At 71.8% G+C, this 21,990-nt stretch carries 23 protein-coding genes; 16 read left to right on the top strand and 7 right to left on the bottom strand.

The annotated features are described in order from the left end of the window. Positions 1-63 precede the first annotated feature (63 nt). Positions 64-369 (top strand): hypothetical protein, encoded by a 306-nt coding sequence (locus AB0K67_RS34740; protein WP_364068604.1) that lies wholly within the window; start codon positions 64-66, stop codon positions 367-369. A gap of 1,288 nt (positions 370-1,657) precedes the next feature. Here AB0K67_RS34740 and AB0K67_RS34735 read toward each other — a convergent pair. Together AB0K67_RS34735 and AB0K67_RS34730 are read right to left on the bottom strand one after the other, a co-directional pair. Next, positions 1,658-3,100 carry a hypothetical protein gene (locus AB0K67_RS34735; RefSeq protein ID WP_364068602.1) on the bottom strand — a complete coding sequence of 481 codons (1,443 nt, stop codon included), beginning with the start codon at positions 3,098-3,100 and terminating at the stop codon, positions 1,658-1,660. 24 nt (positions 3,101-3,124) lie between these two features. After that, positions 3,125-3,889 carry a CAP domain-containing protein gene (locus AB0K67_RS34730; protein ID WP_364068600.1) on the bottom strand — a complete coding sequence of 255 codons (765 nt, stop codon included), beginning with the start codon at positions 3,887-3,889 and terminating at the stop codon, positions 3,125-3,127. Positions 3,890-4,198: 309 nt separating this feature from the next. On the opposite strand from AB0K67_RS34730, the gene rplM reads away from it, so the two are divergent. Genes rplM through glmM form a run of 3 tightly spaced genes read left to right on the top strand, consistent with a single transcriptional unit; the run spans position 4,199 to position 6,542 of the window. Further along, positions 4,199-4,642 carry a 50S ribosomal protein L13 gene (gene rplM / locus AB0K67_RS34725; RefSeq protein WP_364068598.1) on the top strand — a complete coding sequence of 148 codons (444 nt, stop codon included), beginning with the start codon at positions 4,199-4,201 and terminating at the stop codon, positions 4,640-4,642. Positions 4,643-4,668: 26 nt separating this feature from the next. Then, positions 4,669-5,190 carry a 30S ribosomal protein S9 gene (gene rpsI / locus AB0K67_RS34720; RefSeq protein WP_364068596.1) on the top strand — a complete coding sequence of 174 codons (522 nt, stop codon included), beginning with the start codon at positions 4,669-4,671 and terminating at the stop codon, positions 5,188-5,190. A gap of 2 nt (positions 5,191-5,192) precedes the next feature. Then, positions 5,193-6,542 carry a phosphoglucosamine mutase gene (glmM, locus tag AB0K67_RS34715; RefSeq protein ID WP_364068594.1) on the top strand — a complete coding sequence of 450 codons (1,350 nt, stop codon included), beginning with the start codon at positions 5,193-5,195 and terminating at the stop codon, positions 6,540-6,542. 120 nt (positions 6,543-6,662) lie between these two features. Here the strand turns inward: glmM and AB0K67_RS34710 are convergent, their stop codons facing one another. The 5 genes from AB0K67_RS34710 to coaA form a co-directional block, all read right to left on the bottom strand. Next, positions 6,663-7,379 carry an ABC transporter permease subunit gene (locus tag AB0K67_RS34710; protein ID WP_364068592.1) on the bottom strand — a complete coding sequence of 239 codons (717 nt, stop codon included), beginning with the start codon at positions 7,377-7,379 and terminating at the stop codon, positions 6,663-6,665. Between the two features lie 3 nt (positions 7,380-7,382). Next, positions 7,383-8,297, bottom strand: a complete 915-nt coding sequence (locus AB0K67_RS34705; RefSeq protein ID WP_364068590.1) for an ABC transporter ATP-binding protein — start codon at positions 8,295-8,297, stop codon at positions 7,383-7,385. After that, a complete protein-coding gene (locus AB0K67_RS34700) occupies positions 8,294-9,154 on the bottom strand; it encodes an ABC transporter permease (protein WP_364068588.1) in 861 nt (286 codons plus the stop codon). The genes AB0K67_RS34705 and AB0K67_RS34700 overlap by 4 nt, the downstream gene beginning before the upstream one ends. Continuing rightward, entirely contained in the window at positions 9,147-10,055 is a 909-nt protein-coding gene (locus AB0K67_RS34695; protein ID WP_364068586.1) for an ABC transporter ATP-binding protein, read from the bottom strand. The genes AB0K67_RS34700 and AB0K67_RS34695 overlap by 8 nt, the downstream gene beginning before the upstream one ends. Before the next feature lie 290 nt (positions 10,056-10,345). Further along, positions 10,346-11,248: a type I pantothenate kinase gene (gene coaA, locus AB0K67_RS34690; RefSeq protein ID WP_364068771.1), complete on the bottom strand. Its 903-nt coding sequence runs from the start codon at positions 11,246-11,248 to the stop codon at positions 10,346-10,348. Between the two features lie 189 nt (positions 11,249-11,437). On the opposite strand from coaA, the gene AB0K67_RS34685 reads away from it, so the two are divergent. The 12 genes from AB0K67_RS34685 to tsaD all read left to right on the top strand — a co-directional run bounded on the left by AB0K67_RS34685 (position 11,438) and on the right by tsaD (position 21,941). Further along, positions 11,438-12,844 (top strand): alkaline phosphatase PhoX, encoded by a 1,407-nt coding sequence (locus AB0K67_RS34685; protein WP_364068584.1) that lies wholly within the window; start codon positions 11,438-11,440, stop codon positions 12,842-12,844. Positions 12,845-12,864: 20 nt separating this feature from the next. Further along, a complete protein-coding gene (locus tag AB0K67_RS34680) occupies positions 12,865-13,215 on the top strand; it encodes a holo-ACP synthase (protein ID WP_364068582.1) in 351 nt (116 codons plus the stop codon). Between the two features lie 9 nt (positions 13,216-13,224). After that, positions 13,225-14,688, top strand: a complete 1,464-nt coding sequence (locus AB0K67_RS34675) for an NAD(P)H-hydrate dehydratase (RefSeq protein WP_364068580.1) — start codon at positions 13,225-13,227, stop codon at positions 14,686-14,688. 56 nt (positions 14,689-14,744) lie between these two features. Further along, entirely contained in the window at positions 14,745-15,878 is a 1,134-nt protein-coding gene (gene alr, locus AB0K67_RS34670) for an alanine racemase (protein WP_364068578.1), read from the top strand. 45 nt (positions 15,879-15,923) lie between these two features. Next, on the top strand, positions 15,924-17,000 hold the full coding sequence (locus AB0K67_RS34665; RefSeq protein ID WP_364068576.1) for an alpha/beta hydrolase: 1,077 nt from the start codon (positions 15,924-15,926) through the stop codon (positions 16,998-17,000). Next, positions 17,001-17,459, top strand: a complete 459-nt coding sequence (tsaE, locus tag AB0K67_RS34660; RefSeq protein ID WP_364068574.1) for a tRNA (adenosine(37)-N6)-threonylcarbamoyltransferase complex ATPase subunit type 1 TsaE — start codon at positions 17,001-17,003, stop codon at positions 17,457-17,459. A gap of 168 nt (positions 17,460-17,627) precedes the next feature. Next, positions 17,628-18,296, top strand: a complete 669-nt coding sequence (locus AB0K67_RS34655; protein WP_364068572.1) for a hypothetical protein — start codon at positions 17,628-17,630, stop codon at positions 18,294-18,296. 4 nt (positions 18,297-18,300) lie between these two features. Then, on the top strand, positions 18,301-18,846 hold the full coding sequence (locus tag AB0K67_RS34650; protein ID WP_364068570.1) for a class F sortase: 546 nt from the start codon (positions 18,301-18,303) through the stop codon (positions 18,844-18,846). Positions 18,847-18,851: 5 nt separating this feature from the next. Then, positions 18,852-19,799, top strand: coding sequence for a phosphotransferase (locus AB0K67_RS34645; protein WP_364068568.1), 948 nt, complete (start codon positions 18,852-18,854; stop codon positions 19,797-19,799). A 27-nt stretch (positions 19,800-19,826) separates the two neighbouring features. Next, the gene (gene tsaB / locus AB0K67_RS34640) at positions 19,827-20,474 is read left to right on the top strand and encodes a tRNA (adenosine(37)-N6)-threonylcarbamoyltransferase complex dimerization subunit type 1 TsaB (protein ID WP_364068566.1); all 648 of its coding nucleotides are present in this window, start codon (positions 19,827-19,829) and stop codon (positions 20,472-20,474) included. 11 nt (positions 20,475-20,485) lie between these two features. Continuing rightward, a complete protein-coding gene (gene rimI / locus AB0K67_RS34635) occupies positions 20,486-20,917 on the top strand; it encodes a ribosomal protein S18-alanine N-acetyltransferase (RefSeq protein WP_364068769.1) in 432 nt (143 codons plus the stop codon). Further along, entirely contained in the window at positions 20,910-21,941 is a 1,032-nt protein-coding gene (gene tsaD / locus AB0K67_RS34630) for a tRNA (adenosine(37)-N6)-threonylcarbamoyltransferase complex transferase subunit TsaD (protein ID WP_364068564.1), read from the top strand. The genes rimI and tsaD overlap by 8 nt, the downstream gene beginning before the upstream one ends. Positions 21,942-21,990 lie beyond the last annotated feature (49 nt).

Below are 21,990 nucleotides of genomic sequence, written 5' to 3'. Positions count from 1 at the left end.
CGTGCCCGAACCCGCCCCCTGCGCAGGCCAGGCGCCCTGGCCGCTCTGGGGCTGGGCGTTCGGGTGCCCGCCCGGCTGCGGGCCTGCGTGATGCTGCTGGCCCTGCTGAGGTCCGGCGTTGGAGTGGTCGTCCTGCTGGGGAGCGGGCTGCGGGTGGGCTGCTCCCGGCGCGTTCCATGGGTGTACGTCCTGGGGCCGGCCCGGTTGCCCCGGCTGGCCTGCCTGGCCCGGGTGGCTTGGGTGGCCCGCCTGGTCTGCCTGGCCCGGGTGGCCTGGTTGCCCTGCCTGGCCCGGCTGGGCCTGGTCGGTGTGCGGTGCCGCGAGCGGTCGGCCCGGGTGGGCGGGGCCAGCCGGGGGGTGCGGCTGTGACACGCCGAACGGCGCTGCGGGCGGCTGCTGGCCGAACGCGTGCGGGCCGCCAGGAGGCGCGCCGAAAGCCGGCGGGTTGTGGGCAGGGGCGGGGTGCCCGCCGTCCGGATGCTGTGCACCGGACGGCGGCGTGCCAGGCCCGCCCTGCCCGAAGGCATGAGGCCCGCTCTGACCTGGCCCGGCCTGACCCGGCCCGTCCGCCTGACCTGGCCCGCTCTGACCTGGCCCGGCCTGACCCGGCCCGTCCGCCTGACCCGGCCCGCCCTGAGCCGGGCCGTCCTGCCCGAATGCGTGCGGGCCGTTCGGTGCCTGGCCGAGGGGCGTGGCGGGGCCGCCCTGCTCGAACGCGTGCGGGGCGCCCTGAGCTGGGCTGCCCGGTGCCTGGCCGAACGGCGGCTGGCCGGGCTGGCCCTGCGTGTGGTCGAAGGGTGGCTGGCCCTGAGGGTGGTTGAAGGGTGGCTGGGCCTGCGGGGGGCCGAAGGCGTGTGGGCCGCCCTGCGCAGGCGGGAACGGGGGCGGGGCGCTTTGGGGGCCGGTGAAGGCCGGCTGGCCGAAGCGGGGCGGGAGGGAAGCCTGGTTGTGCCCGGGCGCGGGTGCGGCCCCGAAGGGCGGCTGCGGCGCGGGCTGGGCCTGCGTGGGGTCGGCGAGCCAGTCGTAGGGCGCGGCTTCGTCGCCGGGGATCTCCCACGGCTGGGCGTCCGCGGGCCGCCCCGGAGGCGGGACGTGGGCGTTCTGGGCGCCAGCGGCGGCGCCAGAGATGGCGGAGTCATGGGCGGTGCCAGGCGCCGACGAGTCCGGCCCGGACGCCGATGCGCCAGGCCCGGACGAGCCCGCGTGAGGTGCCGTTGTGCCCGGCCCGGACGTCGGAGAGCCCGGCTGGGATGCCGGTGCGCCCGGCTGGGATGCCGGTGTGCTGGGGTGGCCGCCGGCAGCCTGGGCGGCCGGCCCTGGCTGGGTGCGGGGGTAGGGGTCGCTGAGCTGGGGCGGGGACGGGTGCCCGGGGGCACCCGCCGCCGTGTCGCTCAGGGATGGGTGTGGGTGGGACGGCGCCCGCTCGCCGGAGGGAGCGAACGCCGGTGGAACGTCTCGCCCGTCGGTCTGGCCGAAGCTCGGCGGTGGCGTCGCTGGGGCGGCCGAACCGTCGGCCTCCCTCTGATCGTGCTCAGACCCGGGTTCCTGGCCACGCATAGCTGGGAGCCTAGCGAGCCGAACGAGATCGTTAAGCCGGTATGGGCGTTCCCAGGGGCATCACCAGCCCCTTTGCAGGGGGTTCGCCCCAAAAGAACACTCAGCTCAGTGCGCTGCCGGTCAAGGCGCGGTTGTCCAGGGCCTCGTACACGGTGGCCTTGGTGATGTCGACGATGGCCTGCGAGATCCGCTTCGACCCCTTCGAGTCGGGCTTGGTGCCGTCCTTGCGCTGGAACCAGACGAGGATCGCGTAGTGGCCGTACGTCGAGATCTTCGCGCCGCCCGCGCCGGAGCCGAGCTGCTTGGTGACCTCGTCCTTGCCGGGCAGCGGCTTGACGTAGTTGCTCGAGCTGCCGGCCTTGGCGACCTTGGCCGCCTGCTTTTCGGAGCTGAGGTTGGCCACGCCGATCGTGCCGATCACCACGCCTTCCTTGTCACGGAAGCTCGCGCGGACGAACTGGGTGCACTTGGCGGACTTGAGCGCCTTCTGCAGGGCGTCGCCCAGTGCGCCGTCCGTGCACTTCTTGTCCTGGCTGGTGATCGTCATCTGGTAGCCGCGCTTCGAGACGGTGAACTTCCGTCTCTTGCCGAACATCTCCTTGACCGTGATCGGGTCGGGGTCGGTCTTGCGGCTGGCGGCGAAGCCGTACTTGCCGGGCGGGACCGAGGGCAGCGGCGCCGAGGTCTGGCGGGACGCGGTGGTCTCGGCGGTGACGGGCTCGTCGGCGTTGTACATCATGACCAGGCCGCCGGTGAGCAGGCCGAGCACGACCAGGCCGCCGATGCCGGCGAGCAGCGGGCCGCGCGAGCGGCTGTTCTCGTCGTACGGGCTCCAGCCGATGCGGCTTTGCGCGGTGGTCTTGGCCGGGCGGCCGTCGCCGGCGCCGTCCTTGCCGTTGTCGGCGCCGGCCGGGGCACCGCGGTCCTTACGGCCACGGCGACCTGAGGACTTGTCGCCCTTGCCCTTCTTCTTGCCGTCCGCGCCCTTGCCGCCGTCGGGCTCAGGAGGGGTGCCGAAAGCGGAGGTGGGCTCGTTGGGGCCGGGAATGTTCGGCGCTCCTGCCGGGGGCCGGCGTTCGGGGCCGCCCTGACCGGTGCCAGGGCCGCCGAAGGCGTCAGAACCGAAGCCGCCCTGCGGAGGAGGACCGGCAGGATCGCCGCCGAAACCGCCGCCGGGACCACCCGGGCCGCCGCCGTGGCGGCCACCGTCGCCCGGCCCGCCCGGACCGCCGGGCCCGCCGCCGTGCCGGCCCGAGCCGCTCATGAACAGGCTGCCGGGAGGCTCGGCACCGCCGGGGCCGTTCGCGAGGGGATCGTCGCCAGGCCCGCCTCTGCGGGCGCGGCCGCCGCCGGCCGGGCCGTCGGCGGCGGCGAACATGCCGCCCTGGGCGTCGGCGGCCCCGCCACCTGCGGGGACGTTGCTCGTGAAGAGGCTGCCCGCCGTCGCGTCCGACGGTGCGCCGCCGCCCCTGGGCCTGCCGCCCATGCCGTAGGGGGCGCTGCCGGTGCCGTGCTCACGTTCCCCACTGCCGTTGGAAACCATGCGGCGACATTACCGTGATGTTCGTCATTGGGTTCCGAAGTCTTGGGTCCACCATGGGCCTCCCGGCCCGGATGCGACCCCCACGCCGATGGCCTTCAGGCGGCAGTCGAGGATGTTCCTGCGGTGGTCACGGCTGGCCAGCCAGCCGTTCACGGCCTCGGCGGGGGTGCTGTAGCCGGCGCCGATGTTCTCGGCGGCGCCCCAGCGGTATCCGGCGCGCTCCATCCGGTCCCAGGGGGACGAGCCGTCGGGGGAGTTGTGCGCGAGCTCGCCGGATCGGGCCATCTCCAGCGAGTGCGTACGCGCCGACCTGGTGAGCCCCGCGTCGACCCTGAGCGGCCCGCATCCGCGCTTGACCCGCGCGGAGTTGGTCAGCGTGACGACCTCGGAGGCCATGTCGCTCAGCACCCGTACGTCCTCGCGCCCGTTGTCGAACGCCGCCGACGGGTCGTCGTGCGAGTTGAAGCCCTCGATGCGCCCGTCGGGGGTACGGCGCGGTGCGGACGTCGCGGTGGGCTCGCCGACCTCCTTCTTGATGGTGATGCCCCGCGGGATGCTCTCCACCTGCGGCTGCGCCTTCTTCTGCGCGGTCGGCTCCGGGGCGGCGGTGGCGGCTGCGGGCGGCGCGGTCTCGCTGAGGTAGATGTGGGGGGCAGGTTCCTCTTCGCTGCTCAGCCGGCCGATCAGCACACCCGTGAACAGGACCGCCAGGAGGCAGGTCAGCAGGCCCAGGTGGTTCCGGCGCCGGAGGCCGCGCTGGGTGTGCCGGGTGCGAGAGAACTGCCACATACCGCCGCCAACGATAGGGATGTCTGGTCCTGGGAAAGAAGAGGTCCCAGGGAAACGAAACCTAACCGTTCTGCGGTCAGGTAGACTCACACAGGGTTACCGGTCTTTTTGACCTGCACGCCTATTGGCGGGTAGCTTAGGTTCGTTGTGTGCATAGGTCCTGCGTGACCGATGCGCGGCGCGTCCGGCGTCATCTCCCATGTGATGGAGACGGAAGGTCCGGGCCGTCGTGTGCCCGCACCGACCGACCAATGTGTAGCTGTCGCATCCGACAGCGCCGAAGACGCGAGCATAAAGAAGGCTACGACCGTGCGCACGTACTCACCGAAGCCCGCCGACGTCCAGCGTCAGTGGTACGTCATCGACGCGACCGATGTCGTGCTGGGCCGGCTGGCCAGCCACGTCGCGACCCTGCTCCGCGGCAAGCACAAGCCGATCTATGCCCCCCACGTCGACACGGGTGACTTCGTCATCGTGATCAACGCGGACAAGGTCGCGCTGAGCGGCAACAAGCTTGAGCAGAAGAAGGCGTACCGCCACTCGGGCTACCCGGGCGGTCTGCGTTCCGTCACGTACGGCGAGCTCATGGAGAAGCGGCCGGAGAGGGCCGTCGAGAAGGCCGTCAAGGGCATGCTGCCGAAGAACTCCCTCGGCCGGAAGATGGCCAAGAAGCTGAAGGTCTACGCGGGCCCCGAGCACCCGCACAAGGCCCAGCAGCCCGTGCCGTTCCAGATCACCCAGATCGCCCAGTAGTAGTTCGAAAGAGTTAGAGGAGAACCGTGGCTGAGCCCACCGGTGTCGAGACGGCCGTAGAGGCCGAGCTGGAGGACTACTCCGGCGAGGACTTCCCGTCCGAGTACACCACCGAGTCCGCCGCCAGCGCTGACGCTCCCGTGCGCAAGCCCGTCACCACGGGCAACTCGTACGGCACCGGCCGCCGGAAGCAGGCGATCGCCCGCGTGCGCATCGTCCCCGGCACCGGCAAGTGGACGATCAACGGTCGTTCGCTGGACAACTACTTCCCGAACAAGGTCCACCAGCAGATCGTCAACGAGCCCTTCGTGGTGCTCGGCGCCGAGGAGGCGTTCGACGTCATCGCCCGCATCGACGGCGGTGGCGTGACCGGCCAGGCCGGTGCGCTGCGCATGGGCCTTTCCCGCGCGCTGGCGAGCCTCGACGTCGAGGTCAACCGCCCGCCGCTGAAGAAGGCCGGCTTCCTCACCCGTGACGCCCGCGCCACGGAGCGGAAGAAGTACGGCCTCAAGAAGGCCCGTAAGGCTCCGCAGTACAGCAAGCGCTGACGTTGGCGCGCCTCTTCGGCACCGACGGGGTACGCGGGGTCGCGGGCCGCGACCTCACGGCCGAGCTCGCCATGGACCTGTCCGTGGCGGCGGCCCATGTCCTCGGCGATGCAGGCGCGTTCGCCGCCACCGGACGCCGTCCGGTGGCGGTCGTAGGCCGGGACCCGCGTGCCTCGGGAGAGTTCCTCGAGGCCGCCGTGGTCGCCGGCCTCGCGGCGTCCGGTGTGGATGTGCTGCGCCTTGGCGTGCTGCCCACTCCGGCCGTCGCCCACCTCACCGCCGCGCTCGGCGCCGACCTCGGCGTCATGCTGTCGGCCTCGCACAATCCGGCGCCGGACAACGGCATCAAGTTCCTGGCCCGCGGCGGCTTCAAGCTGTCCGACGCGGTCGAGGACGAGATCGAGCGCCGGCTGGGCGAGGAGTGGAGCTTTCCCGTCGGCTCGGGCGTGGGGCGCGTGCGTGACGCGTACGGTGAGGCCGACCGCTACATCTCCCACGTGCTGACCACGATGAACGCCCGGCTCGACGGGCTGCACGTCGTGGTCGACTGCGCTCACGGAGCGGCCCACATGGTGGCCCCCGAGGCGCTGGTGCGCGCGGGAGCCCGGGTCGAGGCCATCGGCGCCAGGCCCGACGGCCTCAACATCAACGACGGTCACGGCTCGACCCACCTCGACAAGCTGCGTCAGGTGGTCGTCTCGCGCGCGGCCGACGTCGGCGTGGCCTACGACGGCGACGCCGACCGCTGCCTCGCGGTCGATCACACGGGCGCGGTCGTCGACGGCGACCACATCATGGCCGTCCTGGCCACCGCTCTGCACAGCGAGGGCCTGCTGGCCAAGGACACCGTGGTGGCGACCGTCATGTCCAATTTGGGCTTCAAGCTCGCGATGCGCGAGGCCGGCATCTCCGTGGTCGAGACCGCGGTGGGCGACCGCTACGTGCTGGAGCGGATGAAGGCAGACGGCTACAACCTGGGCGGCGAGCAGTCGGGCCACGTCATCATGCTCGACCACGCCACCACGGGTGACGGCTTGCTCACCTCGCTGCAGCTGCTGAGCGTGATGGCCAAGTCGGGCGTGCCGCTCAAGGAGCTGGCCTCGGTGATGACGCCGCTGCCGCAGGTCCTGATCAATGTCAAGGACGTCGACAAGGACAGGGCCTCGGCCCCCGAGCTGGCCGCCGCCGTCGCGGAGGCGGAGGCGGAGCTGGGCGAGACCGGGCGCGTGCTGATCAGGCCGAGCGGCACCGAGCCGATGATCCGGGTGATGGTCGAGGCGGCCTCGGAAGAGCACGCCACGATGGTGGCGGCCCGCCTGGCCGACGTGGTCCGCAAGGTCTGCGGCGTCTGACGTTTCCGGGATCGGCCTGGAAGCCGGCCCAGGAGCAGAGAGTCAGGCGAAGGCCCGCGGGGAGATCCCCGCGGGCCTTCATTCTTGGAAGGACTCGACGCGGTGAGTCCCAGAGGAGGGCTACTCCTCGCCGGTGAGTGAGAACGCGCGCAGCCGCTGCCCGGCCAGCGCCACGGCGACGACGGTGACGACGAGCATGGCCGGGATGGCGAAGCCGAGTGCGACGTCCGCCTTGAGGAACGGCGAGTCGCTGATCTGGTCGGCGATCGACTGGCCCCAGCGCTGGATGGAGAACCTCCGCGCTCCGGGCACGAAGTTGCCGATCAGGCTCTCCCAGACCAGGGCGTAGACGATGCCGATCGTCACCGCGTGCCGGGTGACGACGCCGAGCAGCAGGAACAGCGCGGCGTAGGCGATGCCGGCGGCCAGCGTGCCGAGGGCGAAGCCGGCCGCGACGCCGTCCTCGTTCCGCAGCAGCAGCCAGCCCGACACGTACGTCGGCACGGCCGCGAACAGCGCCAGCAGCGACGTGGCGACCACGAACTTGGTCGTGACGATGGTCGGGCGGGAGATCGGCTTCGACATCAGGTGGATGATCGTGCCGTCGTCGATCTCGGGGGCGATGACGCCCGTGCCGGCGATGAGGCCGAGCAGCGGCAGCATGGTGCCGATGGCGAAGTTCTGCAGCAGCAGCACGGCCGAGCGCTGGTCGGCGGCGCCGAAGACGCGGAAGAGCACGGCGAGGCCGATCAGGGCCAGCGGCAGCAGCAGGAGCAGGATGATCCGCCGGCGCCCCAGCAGGGCCCGGTACGTGATGCCCGCGACGACAGTGTTCATGGCTCAGGAGCTCCTGTTGATGAGGTAGGAGAAGACGCTCTCCAGGTCCTCGTCCGCGGGGGAGACCTGGTGCAGGCTGACGCCCTCGGCGCGGGCGACCTGGGGCAGGAGGCGGGCGAAGCGGCGGAACTCGGTGGCCTGCACCTCCAGGCCGTCGGGGCGCAGCGTGAGACCGCCGGTGGAGTCGTCGCGTACGAGTGCGGCGGCGAGCTTCCTGTCGTCGCTGGAGCGGATGTGGAACAGGTGGGGCCGGTCCGTCATCAGCCGCCTGATCTCGCGGAAGTTGCCGGACGCGGCGTGCCTGCCGGCGACCAGCACCTCGATGTGCTGGGCGACCCGCTCGACCTCCTCCAGGATGTGCGAGCTGAACAGGATGGTCTTGCCCGCCGCTCCCATGCTGCGGATCAGGTCCATCAGGTGCAGCCGCTGGCGCGGGTCCATGCCGTTGAACGGCTCGTCGAGCAGCAGCACGGGCGGGTCGTGGACGAGCGCGGCGGCGACCTTGACGCGCTGGCGCATGCCCTTGGAGTACGTCTCGACCCGCCGGTCCTTGGGCTCCTCCATCTCGACGGTGGCAAGGGCCTTGCGCGCGGCCTCGTCGGGGTCGGGCAGGCCGTGCAGGCGGGCGGCCGAGAGCACGAACTGCCAGCCGGTCAGGAAGCCGTACACGCCCTCCCGCTCGGGGACCAGGCCGATGTTCCGGTAGATGTGGTGATTTTTCCAGACGCGGGTGCCGTCCAGCGTGACCGTGCCGCTCGACGGCGCGAGGAAGCCCGCCATCATGTGCAGGAGCGTCGACTTGCCCGCCCCGTTGGGGCCGAGCAGGCCCGTGACGCCCGGCCCGATCGTCATCGTGACGTCGTTGACCGCCACCACGTTGCCGTACCAGCGGGAGACCTGCGAAAGCTCGATCTTCATTGCGCGGCCGCCTTCCTGTAGCGCAGTGCGAGAGCGGCCAGGCCGACGGCGAGCAGCACCAGCAGCGCGATGATCGACGTGGCGCCGCCCGGGTAGGCGGCGTCCTCGATCGCGTGGGACGGCGTGCCGAACAGCGCGTGCTGGACCGAGTCGACCAGCCAGAACGGGTTGACCAGCCAGGCGTAGGTGGCCGCGGCCTCGTTGCCGGTGGAGTAGAGGGTGCCGTAGATGATCGGGACCGCGGCCGACGACAGCAGGTAGACCGTGATCACGGAGGCCACGCCGAGCCCGCGCCTGGGCGTGAACGAGGCCAGCGCGAGCCCGTAGACCGACAGCAGCAGCGCGAGCACCAGAGCCATGAGCATGGAGCTGAGGTATTCGCCGGTGGCGGGCGGCCCCGGCATGTCGATGAGCAGCTCGCCCACGAAGACCGCCGTGATCGGCGCCGCGACGAGCCCGAACACCGCGATGGTCATCGCCGCGACCTTCGCGCCGACGTAATCGGCGATCGAGCCGGGGCGCGACAGGTAGAGCGGCAGGACGCGATGGCGCAGGTCGGGCGCGACCACGGTGGGCGCCTGCGAGGCCAGGAAGATCGCGACGACGGCCTGCATGACGACCGCGAAGCCGCTGTAGTCGATGCCGCGCTGCTGGGCCAGGGCCATCAGGGCGATGTTCACGATGGCCGGCATGAACATGATGGCGACCAGCGAGTACGGCACGATCTTGCTGCGCGCGGGACGGCCGAGACCGAAGACGCCGCGCAGGCTGTGCACGGCCAGCGCCCTGGTCGCGTAGCCGCGGCCGAGCCTCGGGCCCTCGTAGTGGCGGTAGCCGATGTCGTAGATCTCAGACATGCGCGACCTCATCCCTGAAGACGTCCTCGATGCGGTGACGTCCCTGTTCGAGGCGGATCAGGCACAGCCCCAGCTCGGCGGTGGCGTCGCGGATGGCGTCGTACGTGCCGGGCCCCGCGACCTTGACGACGAGCTGCCGGCCCTGGCGCGAGACCGTCTGCCCGTCGCCGGACAGCCTGGCGGCCAGCTCGTCGAGCCCCTCGTCCACTTCGACGGTCAGGGTCTGCGTGGCCTGGGTGAACTCGCCGATGTCCGAGGAGCGCAGCAGCCGGCCCGCGTCGATGACGATGACGTGGTCGCAGATGCGCTCCAGCTCGCCCAGCAGGTGGGAGGTCACCAGCACGCTGATGCCGAACTCGGTGCCGATGCGCCGGATCAGCGTCAGCATCTCGTCGCGCCCGCGCGGGTCGAGGCCGTTGGTCGGCTCGTCGAGGAAGATCAGCTTGGGGTCGTGGACGAGCGCCTGCGCCAGCTTCACCCGCTGCTTCATGCCGGTGGAGTAGGTGCCGATGGCGCGGTAGCGCTCTTCTGCGAGCCCCACGTGGCGCAGCACGTCGGCGGCGCGCTCGCGGGCCGCGGTGCGCGGCAGCCCGGACATGCGGGCGAGGTGGACGACTAATTCGGTCGCGGAGACGTCGGGGGGCAGGCATTCGTGCTCGGGCATGTAGCCGACGAGCCGGCGGATCTCGGCGCCCTGCGTGACGATGTCGAAGCCGAGCACGCGGGCGGTGCCCTCCGACGGCGCCAGCAGGCCGAGCATCATCTTGATCATCGTCGACTTGCCGGCGCCGTTCGCCCCGACCAGACCGGTGACCCCGGGCCCCACGGTGACCGTGAGGTGGTCGACCGCGGTGACGGTGGGGAAGCGCTTGGTCAGCCCCTCGGTGGCGAGGATGTGCATGTGCCGGACACTACCCGTACGCCCGATGCCGCCGCCTCGGTCATACGGATGAACGCCGTCCTCCTTGAGACCGGAATCCGGCCTGGACCGCGGGTGCGATCGCGGCCCGGACCGGTCATCCTCGCGACGGGCCGGCAATCGGATGTCAACGAGCTGATGACACCGGTACGCGAGATTTCCTCACATGATCCGGTTCTGGTGTCACGAGCACGGCGAGGAGTGCTGGTTCGCCGATATCGACGACCAGGGGTGTGCGGGCAGGTTCGGGCGTTACGTGTACGAGGAGGCGTTCAGGTCTGGCGAAGACGCACCCGTCGTACGGAGTGGTCTGGGCCCTTCTTGAGCACCAGGTCGGCGCGACCCCGGGTGGGGGCGATGTTCTCGATGAGGTTGCGCTCGTTGATGTCGCGCCAGACGTTGACCGCGAACTCCGTGGCCTCCTCGTACGACAGGTCCGCGATGTGCCGGAAGTACGACTTGGGGTCTTCGAACGCGGTGCGGCGCAGCTTGTGGAAGCGCTCGACGTACCAGGTGCGGATGTCCTCGACCTTGGCGTCGACGTAGATGGAGAAGTCGAAGTAGTCGTTGACGGCCAAAGACGTGGGCGGGGCGGGCTGGAGGACGTTGAGTCCTTCGATGATGAGGATGTCGGGGCTGCGCACGGTCTGAGTGGCGCCGGGGACGATGTCGTATTCGAGGTGGCTGTAGACCGGCGCCTTCACCTCGGCCGCGCCCGCCTTGACCTCGGCCACGAACCTGACCAGCGCCCGCCGGTCATAGCTTTCGGGAAAGCCCTTGCGGTGCATGATGCCCTTGGCCTCCAGCACCGCGTTGGGGTACAGGAAGCTGTCGGTGGTCACCAGCTCCACGTGCGGGTGCTCGGGCCAGCGCGCCAGGAGGGTGTGCAGCAGCCGGGCCGTGGTCGACTTGCCGACCGCGACGCTGCCCGCGATGCCCAGGATGTACGGGACCCGCTGCTCCTCGTGTCCCAGAAAAGCGCTCAACACGCTGCTGCGCGCCTTGGACCCGGTGAAGTGCAGGTTGAGCAGCCGGGTCAGGGGGAGATAGATGTCGGTGACTTCGGTCAGGTCGATGGGGTCGTCGACCCCGCGCAGCTCTTCCAGCTCGTCTGCGGTGAGAGTCAAGGGCGTGTTCTTGCGGAGCTCGCTCCACTGCTCCCTGCTCAGTTCCACGTAGCCGTTGTTCACCTAGGCAGAGTAACGATGTGCGACAAAGCGGATCATGGCCGGGGTTGTCCCAGGCAATCCACAGCCTGTGGATGAAAACGTGGGATTACCGAGAACGACTTCTGGGAAAGGATCAAGGTTTCGACGCGCGGACGCGAGAGGTACGGTGCGGATACCGTCCTGACGGAGGTCGCCATGGACCGTCGCCGCTTCATCTCCGCCGTGGCCGCCGGGGTCGCCGGGCCGTTCGCCGGTGTCGCGTGCGTGAGCAGGCGGGGGCGGGCCAGGCCGGTGCCGGGGTACGGGCCGCTGCGTCCCGCACGCGACCTGCGCGACGGCGAGGTGCGGCTGCACCTGCCCGAAGGCTTCCGCTACCGGTCGTTCAGCGCGGCGGGCGACAGGTTCGGCGACGGCTCGACGGTGCCGGGCAGGCACGACGGCATGGCCGCGTTCAACGGACCTGAGGGCAGCACGATCCTCATCCGCAACCACGAGGTCAACGGCCCGGTCGGCGCGTTCGGCGACAGGAAGCGGGCCTACGACCCGATGGCCGGCGGCGGCACCTCCACGCTGCGCGTCACCCGCCACGGCGAGGTGATCGAGAGCGCGCCCTCGCTCAGCGGCACCATGATGAACTGCTCGGGCGGCCCCATGGCCTGGCGCGCCTGGGTGACCTGCGAGGAGACGGTCAACGGCCCCGACGTGGGCGACGACTTCTCCGGCGGCGACAACTCCAAGCTCACCCGGAGGCACGGCTACATCTTCGAGGTGCCGGTCGGCCGGCCCGCGAGCGCCAGGCCCATCCGCGCGGCCGGCCGCTTCGCCCACGAGTCCGTCGCCTTCGACCCGGCCACCGGCGCCCTCTACCTCACCGAGGACAACTTCGGCTTCCCCTCCGGCTTCTACCGCTACCTGCCGCCCAAGCATCCGGTGCTGGCCGGGCGGCTGCTCGACGGCGGCCGGCTGCAGATGCTCGCCGTCAAGGGCGCGAAGAACAAGGACCTGTCGGCGGGGCAGGAGCCCGGCGCCACGTACGAGACCGCGTGGGTGGACATCGACGACCCCGACCCCGAGTTCCGCGGCAGGCCGTCCAACGACGAGGCCGTGCAGGCCGTGGGCCGGCAGGGCAGGGAGCAGGGCGCGGCCGTCTTCTCCCGCCTGGAGGGCGCCGTCTTCCACAACGGCACCGTCTACTTCGTCTCCACCCAGGGCGGGGCCACCGCGCCGGGCGACGAGCCGCCCGACGGCTTCGGCGACGGGCGCGGCCAGGTGTGGGGCTATGAGACGTGGAGCGGCAGGCTCAGGCTCGTCTACGAGTCGCCCCGCTCGGCGGTGCTCGACCTGCCCGACAACGTCACCGTCAGCCGCCGGGGCACGCTCGTGCTGTGCGAGGACGGCGACGGCGCCAACTACCTGCGCGGGCTCACCAGGTCGGGGGAGATCTTCGACTTCTGCCGCCTCGAACCCATCGAGGGCGACCCCGGCGCCGAGTTCGCCGGCTCCACGTTCGGTCCCGGCGGCCACACGCTCTTCGTCAACATCCAGGCCAGGCAGGGCAGATCGCTGGCCATCTGGGGGCCGTGGGAGCGCGGCCCGTTCTGAGGAGCCTCTACGCTGGGACGATGATCCTGGGTATCGGCGTCGACGTCGTCGACATCGCCCGCTTCGAAGCCGCGCTGCAGCGCACGCCCGGGCTCAAGGAGCGGCTGTTCACCGAGGTCGAACGCCCGCTGCCGGTGCGCTCGCTGGCCGCCAGGTTCGCCGCCAAGGAGGCCGTGGCCAAGGCGCTCGGCGCGCCGAAGGGCCTCGGCCACCTGGAGGCCGAGGTGCGCTGCGACGAGCTGGGCAAACCCGAGCTGCACGTCTACGGCAAGGTCGCCGAGGCCGCGTACGGGCTCGGCGTCAAGCGCTGGCACCTGTCGCTCAGCCATGACGCGGGGGTGGCCATCGCCTACGTGATCGCGGAGGGATAGCGTCGAATCATGAAGACCGCCTACACCGCCGACCAGATCAGGCAGGCCGAGCAGGCGCTCATGGCCCGGCTGCCCGAGGGCACGCTGATGCAGCGGGCCGCCTCCGGGCTCGCCTCCGTCTGCGCCGATCTTCTCGGCCGCGTCTACGCAAGCCGGGTGGTGCTGCTGGTGGGCAGCGGCGACAACGGCGGCGACGCGCTGTACGCCGGGCAGCGCCTGGCCAGGCGCGGTGCCAGGGTGGAGGCCGTCACGGCCGGTTCCAAGACGCACGAGGCCGGGCTGCGGGCGCTGCTCGACGCGGGCGGCAGGGTGCTCGACCCGTCCGCGGCCGGCGCGGCGATCGAGACGGCCGACCTGATCATCGACGGTCTCGTCGGCATCGGGGCATCCGGCGCGTTGCGCGAGCCGTACGCGGAGCTGGCCAAGGCGGTGGCCGCCGCGCGCGGGCACGTCGTGGCCGTGGACGTGCCGAGCGGGGTCGACGCCTCAACCGGGCGGGTCGAGGGCGCGGCGGTGCGGGCGCGGGTGACCGTGACCATGGGGGCGTACAAGACGGGGCTGCTCGTCGATCCCGGGGCCGCGTACGCGGGGCGGGTCGAGCTGGTGGACATCGGGCTGGGGGCGTACCTGCCGGACCCCGACGTGGCCGCGCTCACCGGCGCCGATCTCGACGTGCTGCTGCCGCGCCCCCGCAACGAGTCCGACAAATACCGCAGAGGCGTGGTGGGCGTCGCGGCGGGGAGCGACCTGTTCACCGGAGCGGCCGTGCTGGCCGTCGGCGGCGCATTGCGCGGCGGCGCCGGCATGGTGAGGTACGCGGGCCGCGCCGCTCCCGTCGCCCAGGTGCGCTCCCACTGGCCGGAGGCCGTGGTGACGCAGCTCGACGCGCCCTCGATCGACCGCGTCGGCCGGGTGCAGGCATGGGTGCTCGGGCCAGGGCTCGGCACCGACGACTGGGCCCACGAGCTGGCCGCCGCCGTGCTGGCGTCCGACGTGCCGGTGCTCATCGACGCCGACGGGCTCACGCTGGTCGCCAAGGACCGCACGCTGCTGCGGCGCGCCGCGCCCGTCCTCATCACGCCGCACGCCGGCGAGCTGTCCAGGCTCATCGGCGCCGGCCGCGACGCCATCGAGGCCGCCCGCCTCGACCACGCCCGCAGGGCGGCCGCGGAGCTGGGCGTCACGGTGCTGCTCAAGGGCTCGACCACGGTGGTGGCCGAGGACTCCCGCCCGGTGCGGGTCAACACCACCGGCACGTCCTGGCTGGCCACCGGCGGCACCGGAGACGTGCTCGCGGGTCTCGCGGGCGCGCTGCTCGCCCAGGGCCTGAGCTGCTACGACGCCGCGTCCTGCGCCGCCTACCTGCACGGCGTCGCCGGGCGGCTGGCCGCCGACGGCGCGCCGCTGGCCGCCGGTGACGTGGCCAGCGCGCTCCCCGCGGCGATCCGGGCCGTGACCAGCACCAATTCGTGACGTCCAGGCCGGGCGAAGCGTGCCCGGCCACGGGCGCGAGCTGCCAGACTGGAGAGATGGACCACCCGATGATCACCCCCGCCGAGGCACGGGTCGACCTGAGCGCCATCCGGCACAACGTCGCCCTGCTCAAGGAGCGGGCCGGGGGCGCCGAGCTGATGGGAGCGGTCAAGGCCGACGCCTACGGCCACGGCCTGGTGCCCACGTCCGAGGCCGTGCTGCAGGGCGGGGCGGGCCGGCTCGGCACCGCGTTCATCCAGGAGGCGCTGGCGCTGCGCGCGGGCGGGGTGACCGCGCCCATCCTGTCGTGGCTGATCACCCCGGGCGAGCCGATCGCCGAGGCGCTGGCCGCCGACGTGGAGCTGTCGGCCTCCCATCCCGGGCTGCTCGACGAGATCGCCGCCGCCGCGCGCCGCACCGGCCGCGCCGCGAAGCTCCACCTTGAGGCCGACACCGGCATGAGCAGGGGCGGGGCGCCGCTCGCCGCCTGGCCCGACCTGCTGGCCAAGGCGCTCGAGCTCAAGGCGGAGGGCGCCATCGAGATCGTCGGCATCTGGTCCCACTTCGCCTGCGCCGACATCCCCGGGCATCCGTCGATCGCGCGGCAGCTCGAGGCGTACGAGGCCGCGCTCAAGCTGGCCGAGCAGGCCGGCGCGGCGGGCTCCGAGGTCATCAGGCACATGTCCAACTCCGCCGCCATCGTCACGCTGCCCGAGGCCCGCTTCGACATGGTCAGGCCCGGCATCGCGATGTACGGCCTGAGCCCCATCCCCGAGCTCGGCGACTTCGGCCTGCGCCCGGCCATGACGCTGGTGGCCAGGATCGGGCTGGTCAAGCGGGTCGCCGAGGGCTGCGGCGTGTCGTACGGACACCTTTACACGACCTCGTGCGAGACCACGCTCGCCCTGGTGCCGCTCGGCTACGCCGACGGCGTGCTGCGCCACGCGACCGGGCGGGCCGAGGTGCTGGCGGGCGGGCGCCGCCGGACCATCGCCGGCCGGGTGTGCATGGACCAGTTCATGATCGATGTGGGCGACGATCCGGTGGCGGCGGGCGACGAGGTCGTGCTCTTCGGCCCCGGTGACGGGGGCGAGCCGACCGCTCAGGAGTGGGCCGATACCCTCGGCACGATCACGCATGAAATCGTGACGAGGATCGGTGCGCGAGTGCCCAGGGTCTACCACAAGTGACGAAGGGCGGATCGCGGCGGCCATGAGTGAAGAAGGATCGGGCACATGACGACGACGACCAAGCGGCGCAAGGTAGGGATCGCCGGCGCGCTCGTCGGCGCGGCCTCCGCAGGCGTCGCGGCGGCGGCGCTGGCCAAGCGTTACGCGGTCGGCCGCATCCGGCTGCGCCCCGACACCGAGGCCAGCGAGCCGTTCGGTGAGCTGCGCGGCCGCGAGCACACGCTCATCACCTCCGACGGCAAGGCGCTGCACGTCGAGATCGACGGCCCCGAGCGCAAGCACCCGGCGGAGGACGAGGACCCGCCGCTGACCGTCGTCTTCTGCCACGGCTACTGCCTCAGCATGGAGTCCTGGCACTACCAGCGCAAAGACCTGCGCGAGACCCACCGCCTCGTCCTGTGGGACCAGCGCTCGCACGGACGCTCCCAGCGCGCTTCGGCCGAGGAGTGCACGATCGACCGGCTCGGAGACGACCTCGCCGAGGTCATCGCCGCTTTCGTGCCCGGCCCGTGCGTGCTCGTCGGCCACTCCATGGGCGGCATGACGATCATGGCGCTGGCCGACCGCCACCCCCACCTGTTCGGCGACAAGATCCGCGCGGTGGCGCTCCTCGCGACCTCGGCGGGCAAGCTGGCCGAGCTGACGCTGGGCCTGCCCGCCGTGCTGTCGAAGGTCGTCCACAAGGTCGCCCCGGCGACGGTGTCGATGCTGGGCAAGCGCGGCTCGCTCATCGACAGGACCCGCAACGCCGGCAGCGACATCGCGTTCCTCATCACCCGCTACGTCGGCTTCGGCGACTCCAAGAACGTCAGCCCGACCGTGGTCGACTTCGCCGAGTCGATGATCAGGGCCACCCCCACCCAGGTGGTCGCCGACTTCTACCCGGCGCTGATGAACCACGACAAGCTTTCCGCGCTTCACGTGCTCGACGCCGTGCCCACCGCGATCCTGGTGGGCGACCGCGACTGGCTGACCCCGCCCGACCACAGCAAGGCCATCGCCGCCGCGCTGCCCAAGGCCCAGCTCACCGAGGTGCCCGACACCTCCCACCTGATCCAGCTCGAGCGGCCCGGCATCGTCAACGACGCGCTGCGCGACCTGCTGAAGAGAGTGGAGCTGTAGGTGCGCATCGCGACTCCCGAGGACATGCGGGCCTACGGCGCCCGCCTCGCCGCCCTGCTGCGCGCCGGCGACCTGGTCGTGCTGTCGGGCCCGCTCGGCGCCGGCAAGACCACGCTCGTGCAGGGCCTCGCCGAAGGGCTCAAGGTACGCGGGCCGATCACCTCGCCCACGTTCGTCATCGCCCGCGTGCACCCGTCGCTGCACCAGGGGCCGCCGCTGGTCCACGTGGACGCGTACCGGCTGGGCGGCGACCTGGAAGTGGACGACCTCGACCTGGACGCCTCGCTGGAGGAGTCTGTCACCGTCGTCGAGTGGGGCGAGGGGCTGGTCGAAGGGCTGGCCGACGATCGGCTGGAGATCCGCATCGACCGCGAGGCCGGTGACGAGGCCCGCGTCGTGACGCTGCGCGGCGTGGGCGCCCGATGGGCCGACACGCCGTCTGATCCGCCGGAAGGCTGAAACGCAGGTCAAAATCCGGTAAGGCTGGCACCCTTGACGTACGGGGCCGGCGGTCTGAAACATGATCGTTGGTCAGTGATTGGCCCAGATTTTCTGGGTATCAGGAGGGGCGACATCCATCGTTTCGGTGGATGCTGGGTAGCAGGACGGCAAAGTGGGGTGCGGCCGGTGCTCAGGGTCAGACGAGTCGCGTACGCGGGAGCCATCGCCATGATCGGCCTGACCGGATGCACGGCCTCGGCCGACAGCGATCCGACCCCCACACCGAGCGGCAGCCCATCGGACACGGTGACGACGACGGCCAGTCCGACCACCGCGAGGCGCGACATCAACGTCCAGGTCAACCCCGACCGGGTCACCGCGGGGGAGACGTCCAAGGTGTGGGTCCTGGCCAACTGCCCGGTGCCGACCGGCGGGCCCGCCCACACCGGCACGGCCACGTCCAAGGCGTTCGTCAACGGCGTCACGCTCAACCCCGTGCCGCCGCCGTCGGCCTCGCCGACCGCCACCGCGACGCCCGTCTCTCCCTCGCCGTGGGTGCGCGGCGAGGCGCAGGTGTCGGGAACGGTCCGGCGCGGCTCGTACCGGGTGGACGTCAAGTGCGACGGCACCAACGACATGGGCCGCGCCACGCTGCGCGTCGTCGCCCCTGAGCCGGACGAGCCGGACTCCACCTCCACCACCGTCGTGCCCACCAAGGCCCCGCGGGCGGGCGGCGGCGGCACGTACGCGCAGGACGTCTCCGAGGATTCGTCGATCGGGCCCGCGGGCGTGCTCATCGCGCTCGCGGCGGTCGGCGGCATCGCCTTCGCGGTCAAGCGGCGCACCAGGGCATAACGTCATGGCCCGTCCAGGACGGGTGGTGCTCGCCGGCGCCGTGACCGGCCTGCTGCTGTACGCGTTCGGACACAACGCCGACATCGGCACCACCGCGAAACCCGCGCAGGCGTCCGTCGTGCCCAAGACCATCGACATCCCGTCGATCGACGTCGAGGCGCCGCTGATGAAGCTCAGGCTGCTGGAGAACGGCGAGGTCGAGCTGCCGCCGTACGAGAAGCCGAAGGTGGCCGGCTGGTACACCGGCAGCGCCGTGCCCGGCGAGAAGGGCGCCTCGGTGATCATCGGGCACGTCGACACCAAGACCGCCCCCGCCGTGTTCTACAAACTCAGGGAGTTACGCAAGGGCGAGACCGTGAAGGTCGAGCGCAGCGACGGCAAGGTCGTGCGCTACAAGGTGGACCGCATCGAGCAGGTGCACAAGGACGAGTTCCCGGCGAAAAAGGTGTACCTGGAAGACGGGCTCAAACTGGTAACGTGCGGTGGCAAGTTCGACTACGCCAAGGGCGAGTACGTCGACAACATCATCGTCTACGCATCCCAGGTTTGAGGCCCATGACGGACACCGATTCGGCGACCGACACCAATCCGCCAGCGACGGGCGCGCGCGTGCCCTGGGCCGACGTGCCCGCCTCCGTACGGGCCGCCATCGAGGACTTCCTCGGCGACGCCGTGGCCGAGGCCGTCACCCAGCCCGGCGGCTTCTCCCCGGCCGCCGCCTGCCGCCTGCGCACCCGCGGCGGCGGCAAGCGCGCCTTCGTCAAGGCCGTCGGCCCCGAGCCCAACGCCGACGCCGTCCGCATCTACCGGTCGGAGCTGCGGGTCGCCAGGGCGCTGCCCGCATCGGTTCCCGCGCCCCGGCTGCTCACCGGCTTCGAGCTGGACGGCTGGGTCGTGCTCCTCTTCGAGGACGTCGAGGGCCGCCACCCCGCCATGCCCTGGCGGCGCGACGAGCTGGACCGGGTGCTGGCCGCCATCGAGGAGATGTCCGCCGCGCTCACCCCCGCGCCCATCGACGTGCCCCCGATCGGTGAGGTGTTCGGCAGCCAGTTCCAGGGCTGGCACCACCTTCTGGAGGAGGACACCACCGGGCTCGACCCCTGGGCGCTGCGCCACCTCGGCGAGCTGGCCGAGCTGGAGACCGGCTGGGACGCCGCGGCCGCCGGCGACACCCTCGTCCACGCCGACCTGCGGGCCGACAACGTCCTGCTCACCGACGACCGGGTCTACGTCGTGGACTGGCCGTGGGCCGCACGTGCCGCGCCCTGGTTCGACCTGGCCGCGATGCTGCCGTCGGTCGGCATGCAGGGCGGGCCGGCGCCGTGGGAGCTGGCCGAGCTGCCCGGCGACGACGTCACCAAGGCCGTGGCCGCCATGACCGGTTTCTTCGTCCGCATGTCCAGGCAGCCCCCGCCTCCCGGGCTGCCCACGCTCAGGGCGTTCCAGCGGGCGCAGGGCGTGGTGGCCCTCGATTGGCTGAAGCGGCGTACCGGCTGGGCGTGACCCGCCCGGCGGGTAGGCTAGACAGTCGTGCTGGTCCTGGCCTTTGACACCGCGACGCCCGCCGTCACCGCGGCGCTCCACGACGGGGAGCGCGTGCTCGCCGAACACACCACGATCGACGCCCGCCGCCATGGCGAGCTGCTCGTGCCCACCATCGAGCTGGTGCTGGGCGAGGCGCGGGTGACGCTGCGCGAGGTGACGGCCGTCGTGGCGGGCAGCGGTCCCGGCCCCTACACCGGTCTGCGCGTGGGGCTGATGACCGCACAGGGCCTTGCGACCACGCTGGGCGTGCCCGCGTACGGCATCTGCACGCTCGACGCCGTCGCCTACGCGAGCGGGCGCACAGAGCCGTTCATCGCCGCCACCGACGCGCGGCGCAAAGAGGTGTTCTGGGCGCGTTACGCAGATATGCGCACCCGGACCGACGGCCCCTTCGTCGACCGCCCCGCCGACGTCCCCGTCGAGGGGCTGCCGGTCGTCGGCGCGGGTGCCCAGCTCTATCCCGACCTGCTCGGCGACGGCGCTGGGGCGCCGCCCTACCCCTACGCGGGTGCGCTGGCCGCCCTGGCGGCCGAGCGGCTCGCCAAGGGCGTCCCGCTCGACCCGCCGCGCCCCATCTACCTGCGCAGGCCCGACGCCGTCGTGCCGGGCGCCCCCAAGAAGGTGACCGCGTGAAACTCAGGCCGATGACCGAGGCCGATCTGCCTGCGGTCATGGAGATCGAGCGGATCACGTTCCCGCTCGACGCATGGAGCGAGGGCATGATGCGCGGCGAGCTCGCCGACATGCCCCGCACCCGCCACTACGTCGTGGCCCTGGTCGATGACGAGATCGTCGGCTACGCCGGGCTCGCCGCCGCGGCCGACCAGGCCGACGTGCAGACCATCGCGGTGCTGGAGAAGCACCGGCGCTCCGGTATCGGCAGCGCCATGCTGAGCGAGCTGCTCGACGAGGCGCGCCGCAGGGGCGCGCGGGAGATCTTCCTGGAGGTACGCGCCGACAACCCGGCCGCCCAGAGCGTCTACCGGCGTTTCGGGTTCGAGGAGATCGGCACCCGCCGCCGCTACTACGACGACGGCACCGACGCGATCATGATGAGGAGGCGGCTGGGTGACTGACGCACCCGTGGTCCTGGGCATCGAGACGTCCTGCGACGAGACCGGCATCGGCATCGTCAGGGGCCACACGCTGCTCGCCAACACCGTCGCGTCCAGCATGGACGAGCACGCCAGGTTCGGCGGTGTCGTGCCCGAGGTCGCATCGCGCGCCCACCTGGAGGCCATGACGCCCACCGTGGAGGCCGCGCTGGCCGAGGCCGGGCTCGCCTTCTCCGACATCGACGCCATCGCGGTCACGGCCGGCCCGGGGCTCGCCGGGGCGCTGCTGGTGGGCGTCGCCGCGGCCAAGTCCTACGCGCTCGGCCTCGGCGTGCCGCTCTACGGCGTCAACCACCTGGCCGCCCACGTCGCCGTCGACCAGCTCGAACACGGGCCGCTGCCCAAGCCGTGCATCGCGCTGCTGGTCTCCGGCGGCCACTCGTCGCTGCTGCTCGTGCCCGACGTCGCCGAGGAGGTCATCTCGCTCGGCGCCACCGTCGACGACGCGGCCGGTGAGGCGTTCGACAAGGTGGCGAGGGTGCTGGGGCTGCCGTTCCCCGGCGGGCCGCACATCGACAAGGCCGCCCTCGAGGGGTCCGGCAGCGCCATCGCGTTCCCGCGCGGCAAGATCGACGACGGCACGCTCGACTTCTCCTTCTCCGGGCTCAAGACGGCCGTGGCCCGCTGGATCGAGGCCCGTGAGGCCGCAGGAGAGCCCATCCACGTGCCCGACGTGGCCGCCTCCTTCCAGGAGGCGGTGGTCGACGTGCTGACCCGCAAGGCGCTGCAGGCGTGCCGCAAGTACGACGTGCACGATCTGCTCATCGGCGGTGGCGTGGCGGCCAACTCGCGGCTGCGGGCGCTGGCCCAGGAGCGGTGCGACGCGGCCGGCGTACGGCTGCGCGTGCCCCGGCCGGGGCTGTGCACTGACAACGGCGCCATGGTCGCCGCCCTGGGGTCCGACATGGTGGCGGCCGGTGTGGCGCCGTCGTCGCTGCAGATCCCGGCCGACTCGTCGCTGCCGATCACGACCGTCCACGTCTGAGCCGCCGGGCTCCCTTTCCAGCGGCGCCCGTTTCCGGGCTTTCCAGTGG

The sequence above is a fragment of the Nonomuraea sp. NPDC052634 genome, assembly GCF_040678535.1.
Lineage (GTDB): Bacteria > Actinomycetota > Actinomycetes > Streptosporangiales > Streptosporangiaceae > Nonomuraea > Nonomuraea fastidiosa.
Note: the sequence above shows the minus strand (reverse complement) of the source record. Positions and strands in the feature narration are given on the sequence as shown.

Coding starts and splice junctions, on each gene's coding strand:
- AB0K67_RS34735 (WP_364068602.1), bottom strand. CDS start 3,100: ATGGTTTCCAACGGCAGTGGGGAACGTGAGCACGGCACCGGCAGCGCC.
- AB0K67_RS34730 (WP_364068600.1), bottom strand. CDS start 3,889: ATGTGGCAGTTCTCTCGCACCCGGCACACCCAGCGCGGCCTCCGGCGC.
- AB0K67_RS34710 (WP_364068592.1), bottom strand. CDS start 7,379: ATGAACACTGTCGTCGCGGGCATCACGTACCGGGCCCTGCTGGGGCGC.
- AB0K67_RS34705 (WP_364068590.1), bottom strand. CDS start 8,297: ATGAAGATCGAGCTTTCGCAGGTCTCCCGCTGGTACGGCAACGTGGTG.
- AB0K67_RS34700 (WP_364068588.1), bottom strand. CDS start 9,154: ATGTCTGAGATCTACGACATCGGCTACCGCCACTACGAGGGCCCGAGG.
- AB0K67_RS34695 (WP_364068586.1), bottom strand. CDS start 10,055: ATGCACATCCTCGCCACCGAGGGGCTGACCAAGCGCTTCCCCACCGTC.
- AB0K67_RS34685 (WP_364068584.1), top strand. CDS start 11,438: ATGGACCGTCGCCGCTTCATCTCCGCCGTGGCCGCCGGGGTCGCCGGG.
- AB0K67_RS34680 (WP_364068582.1), top strand. CDS start 12,865: ATGATCCTGGGTATCGGCGTCGACGTCGTCGACATCGCCCGCTTCGAA.
- AB0K67_RS34675 (WP_364068580.1), top strand. CDS start 13,225: ATGAAGACCGCCTACACCGCCGACCAGATCAGGCAGGCCGAGCAGGCG.
- alr (WP_364068578.1), top strand. CDS start 14,745: ATGGACCACCCGATGATCACCCCCGCCGAGGCACGGGTCGACCTGAGC.
- AB0K67_RS34665 (WP_364068576.1), top strand. CDS start 15,924: ATGACGACGACGACCAAGCGGCGCAAGGTAGGGATCGCCGGCGCGCTC.
- AB0K67_RS34650 (WP_364068570.1), top strand. CDS start 18,301: ATGGCCCGTCCAGGACGGGTGGTGCTCGCCGGCGCCGTGACCGGCCTG.
- AB0K67_RS34645 (WP_364068568.1), top strand. CDS start 18,852: ATGACGGACACCGATTCGGCGACCGACACCAATCCGCCAGCGACGGGC.
- rimI (WP_364068769.1), top strand. CDS start 20,486: ATGACCGAGGCCGATCTGCCTGCGGTCATGGAGATCGAGCGGATCACG.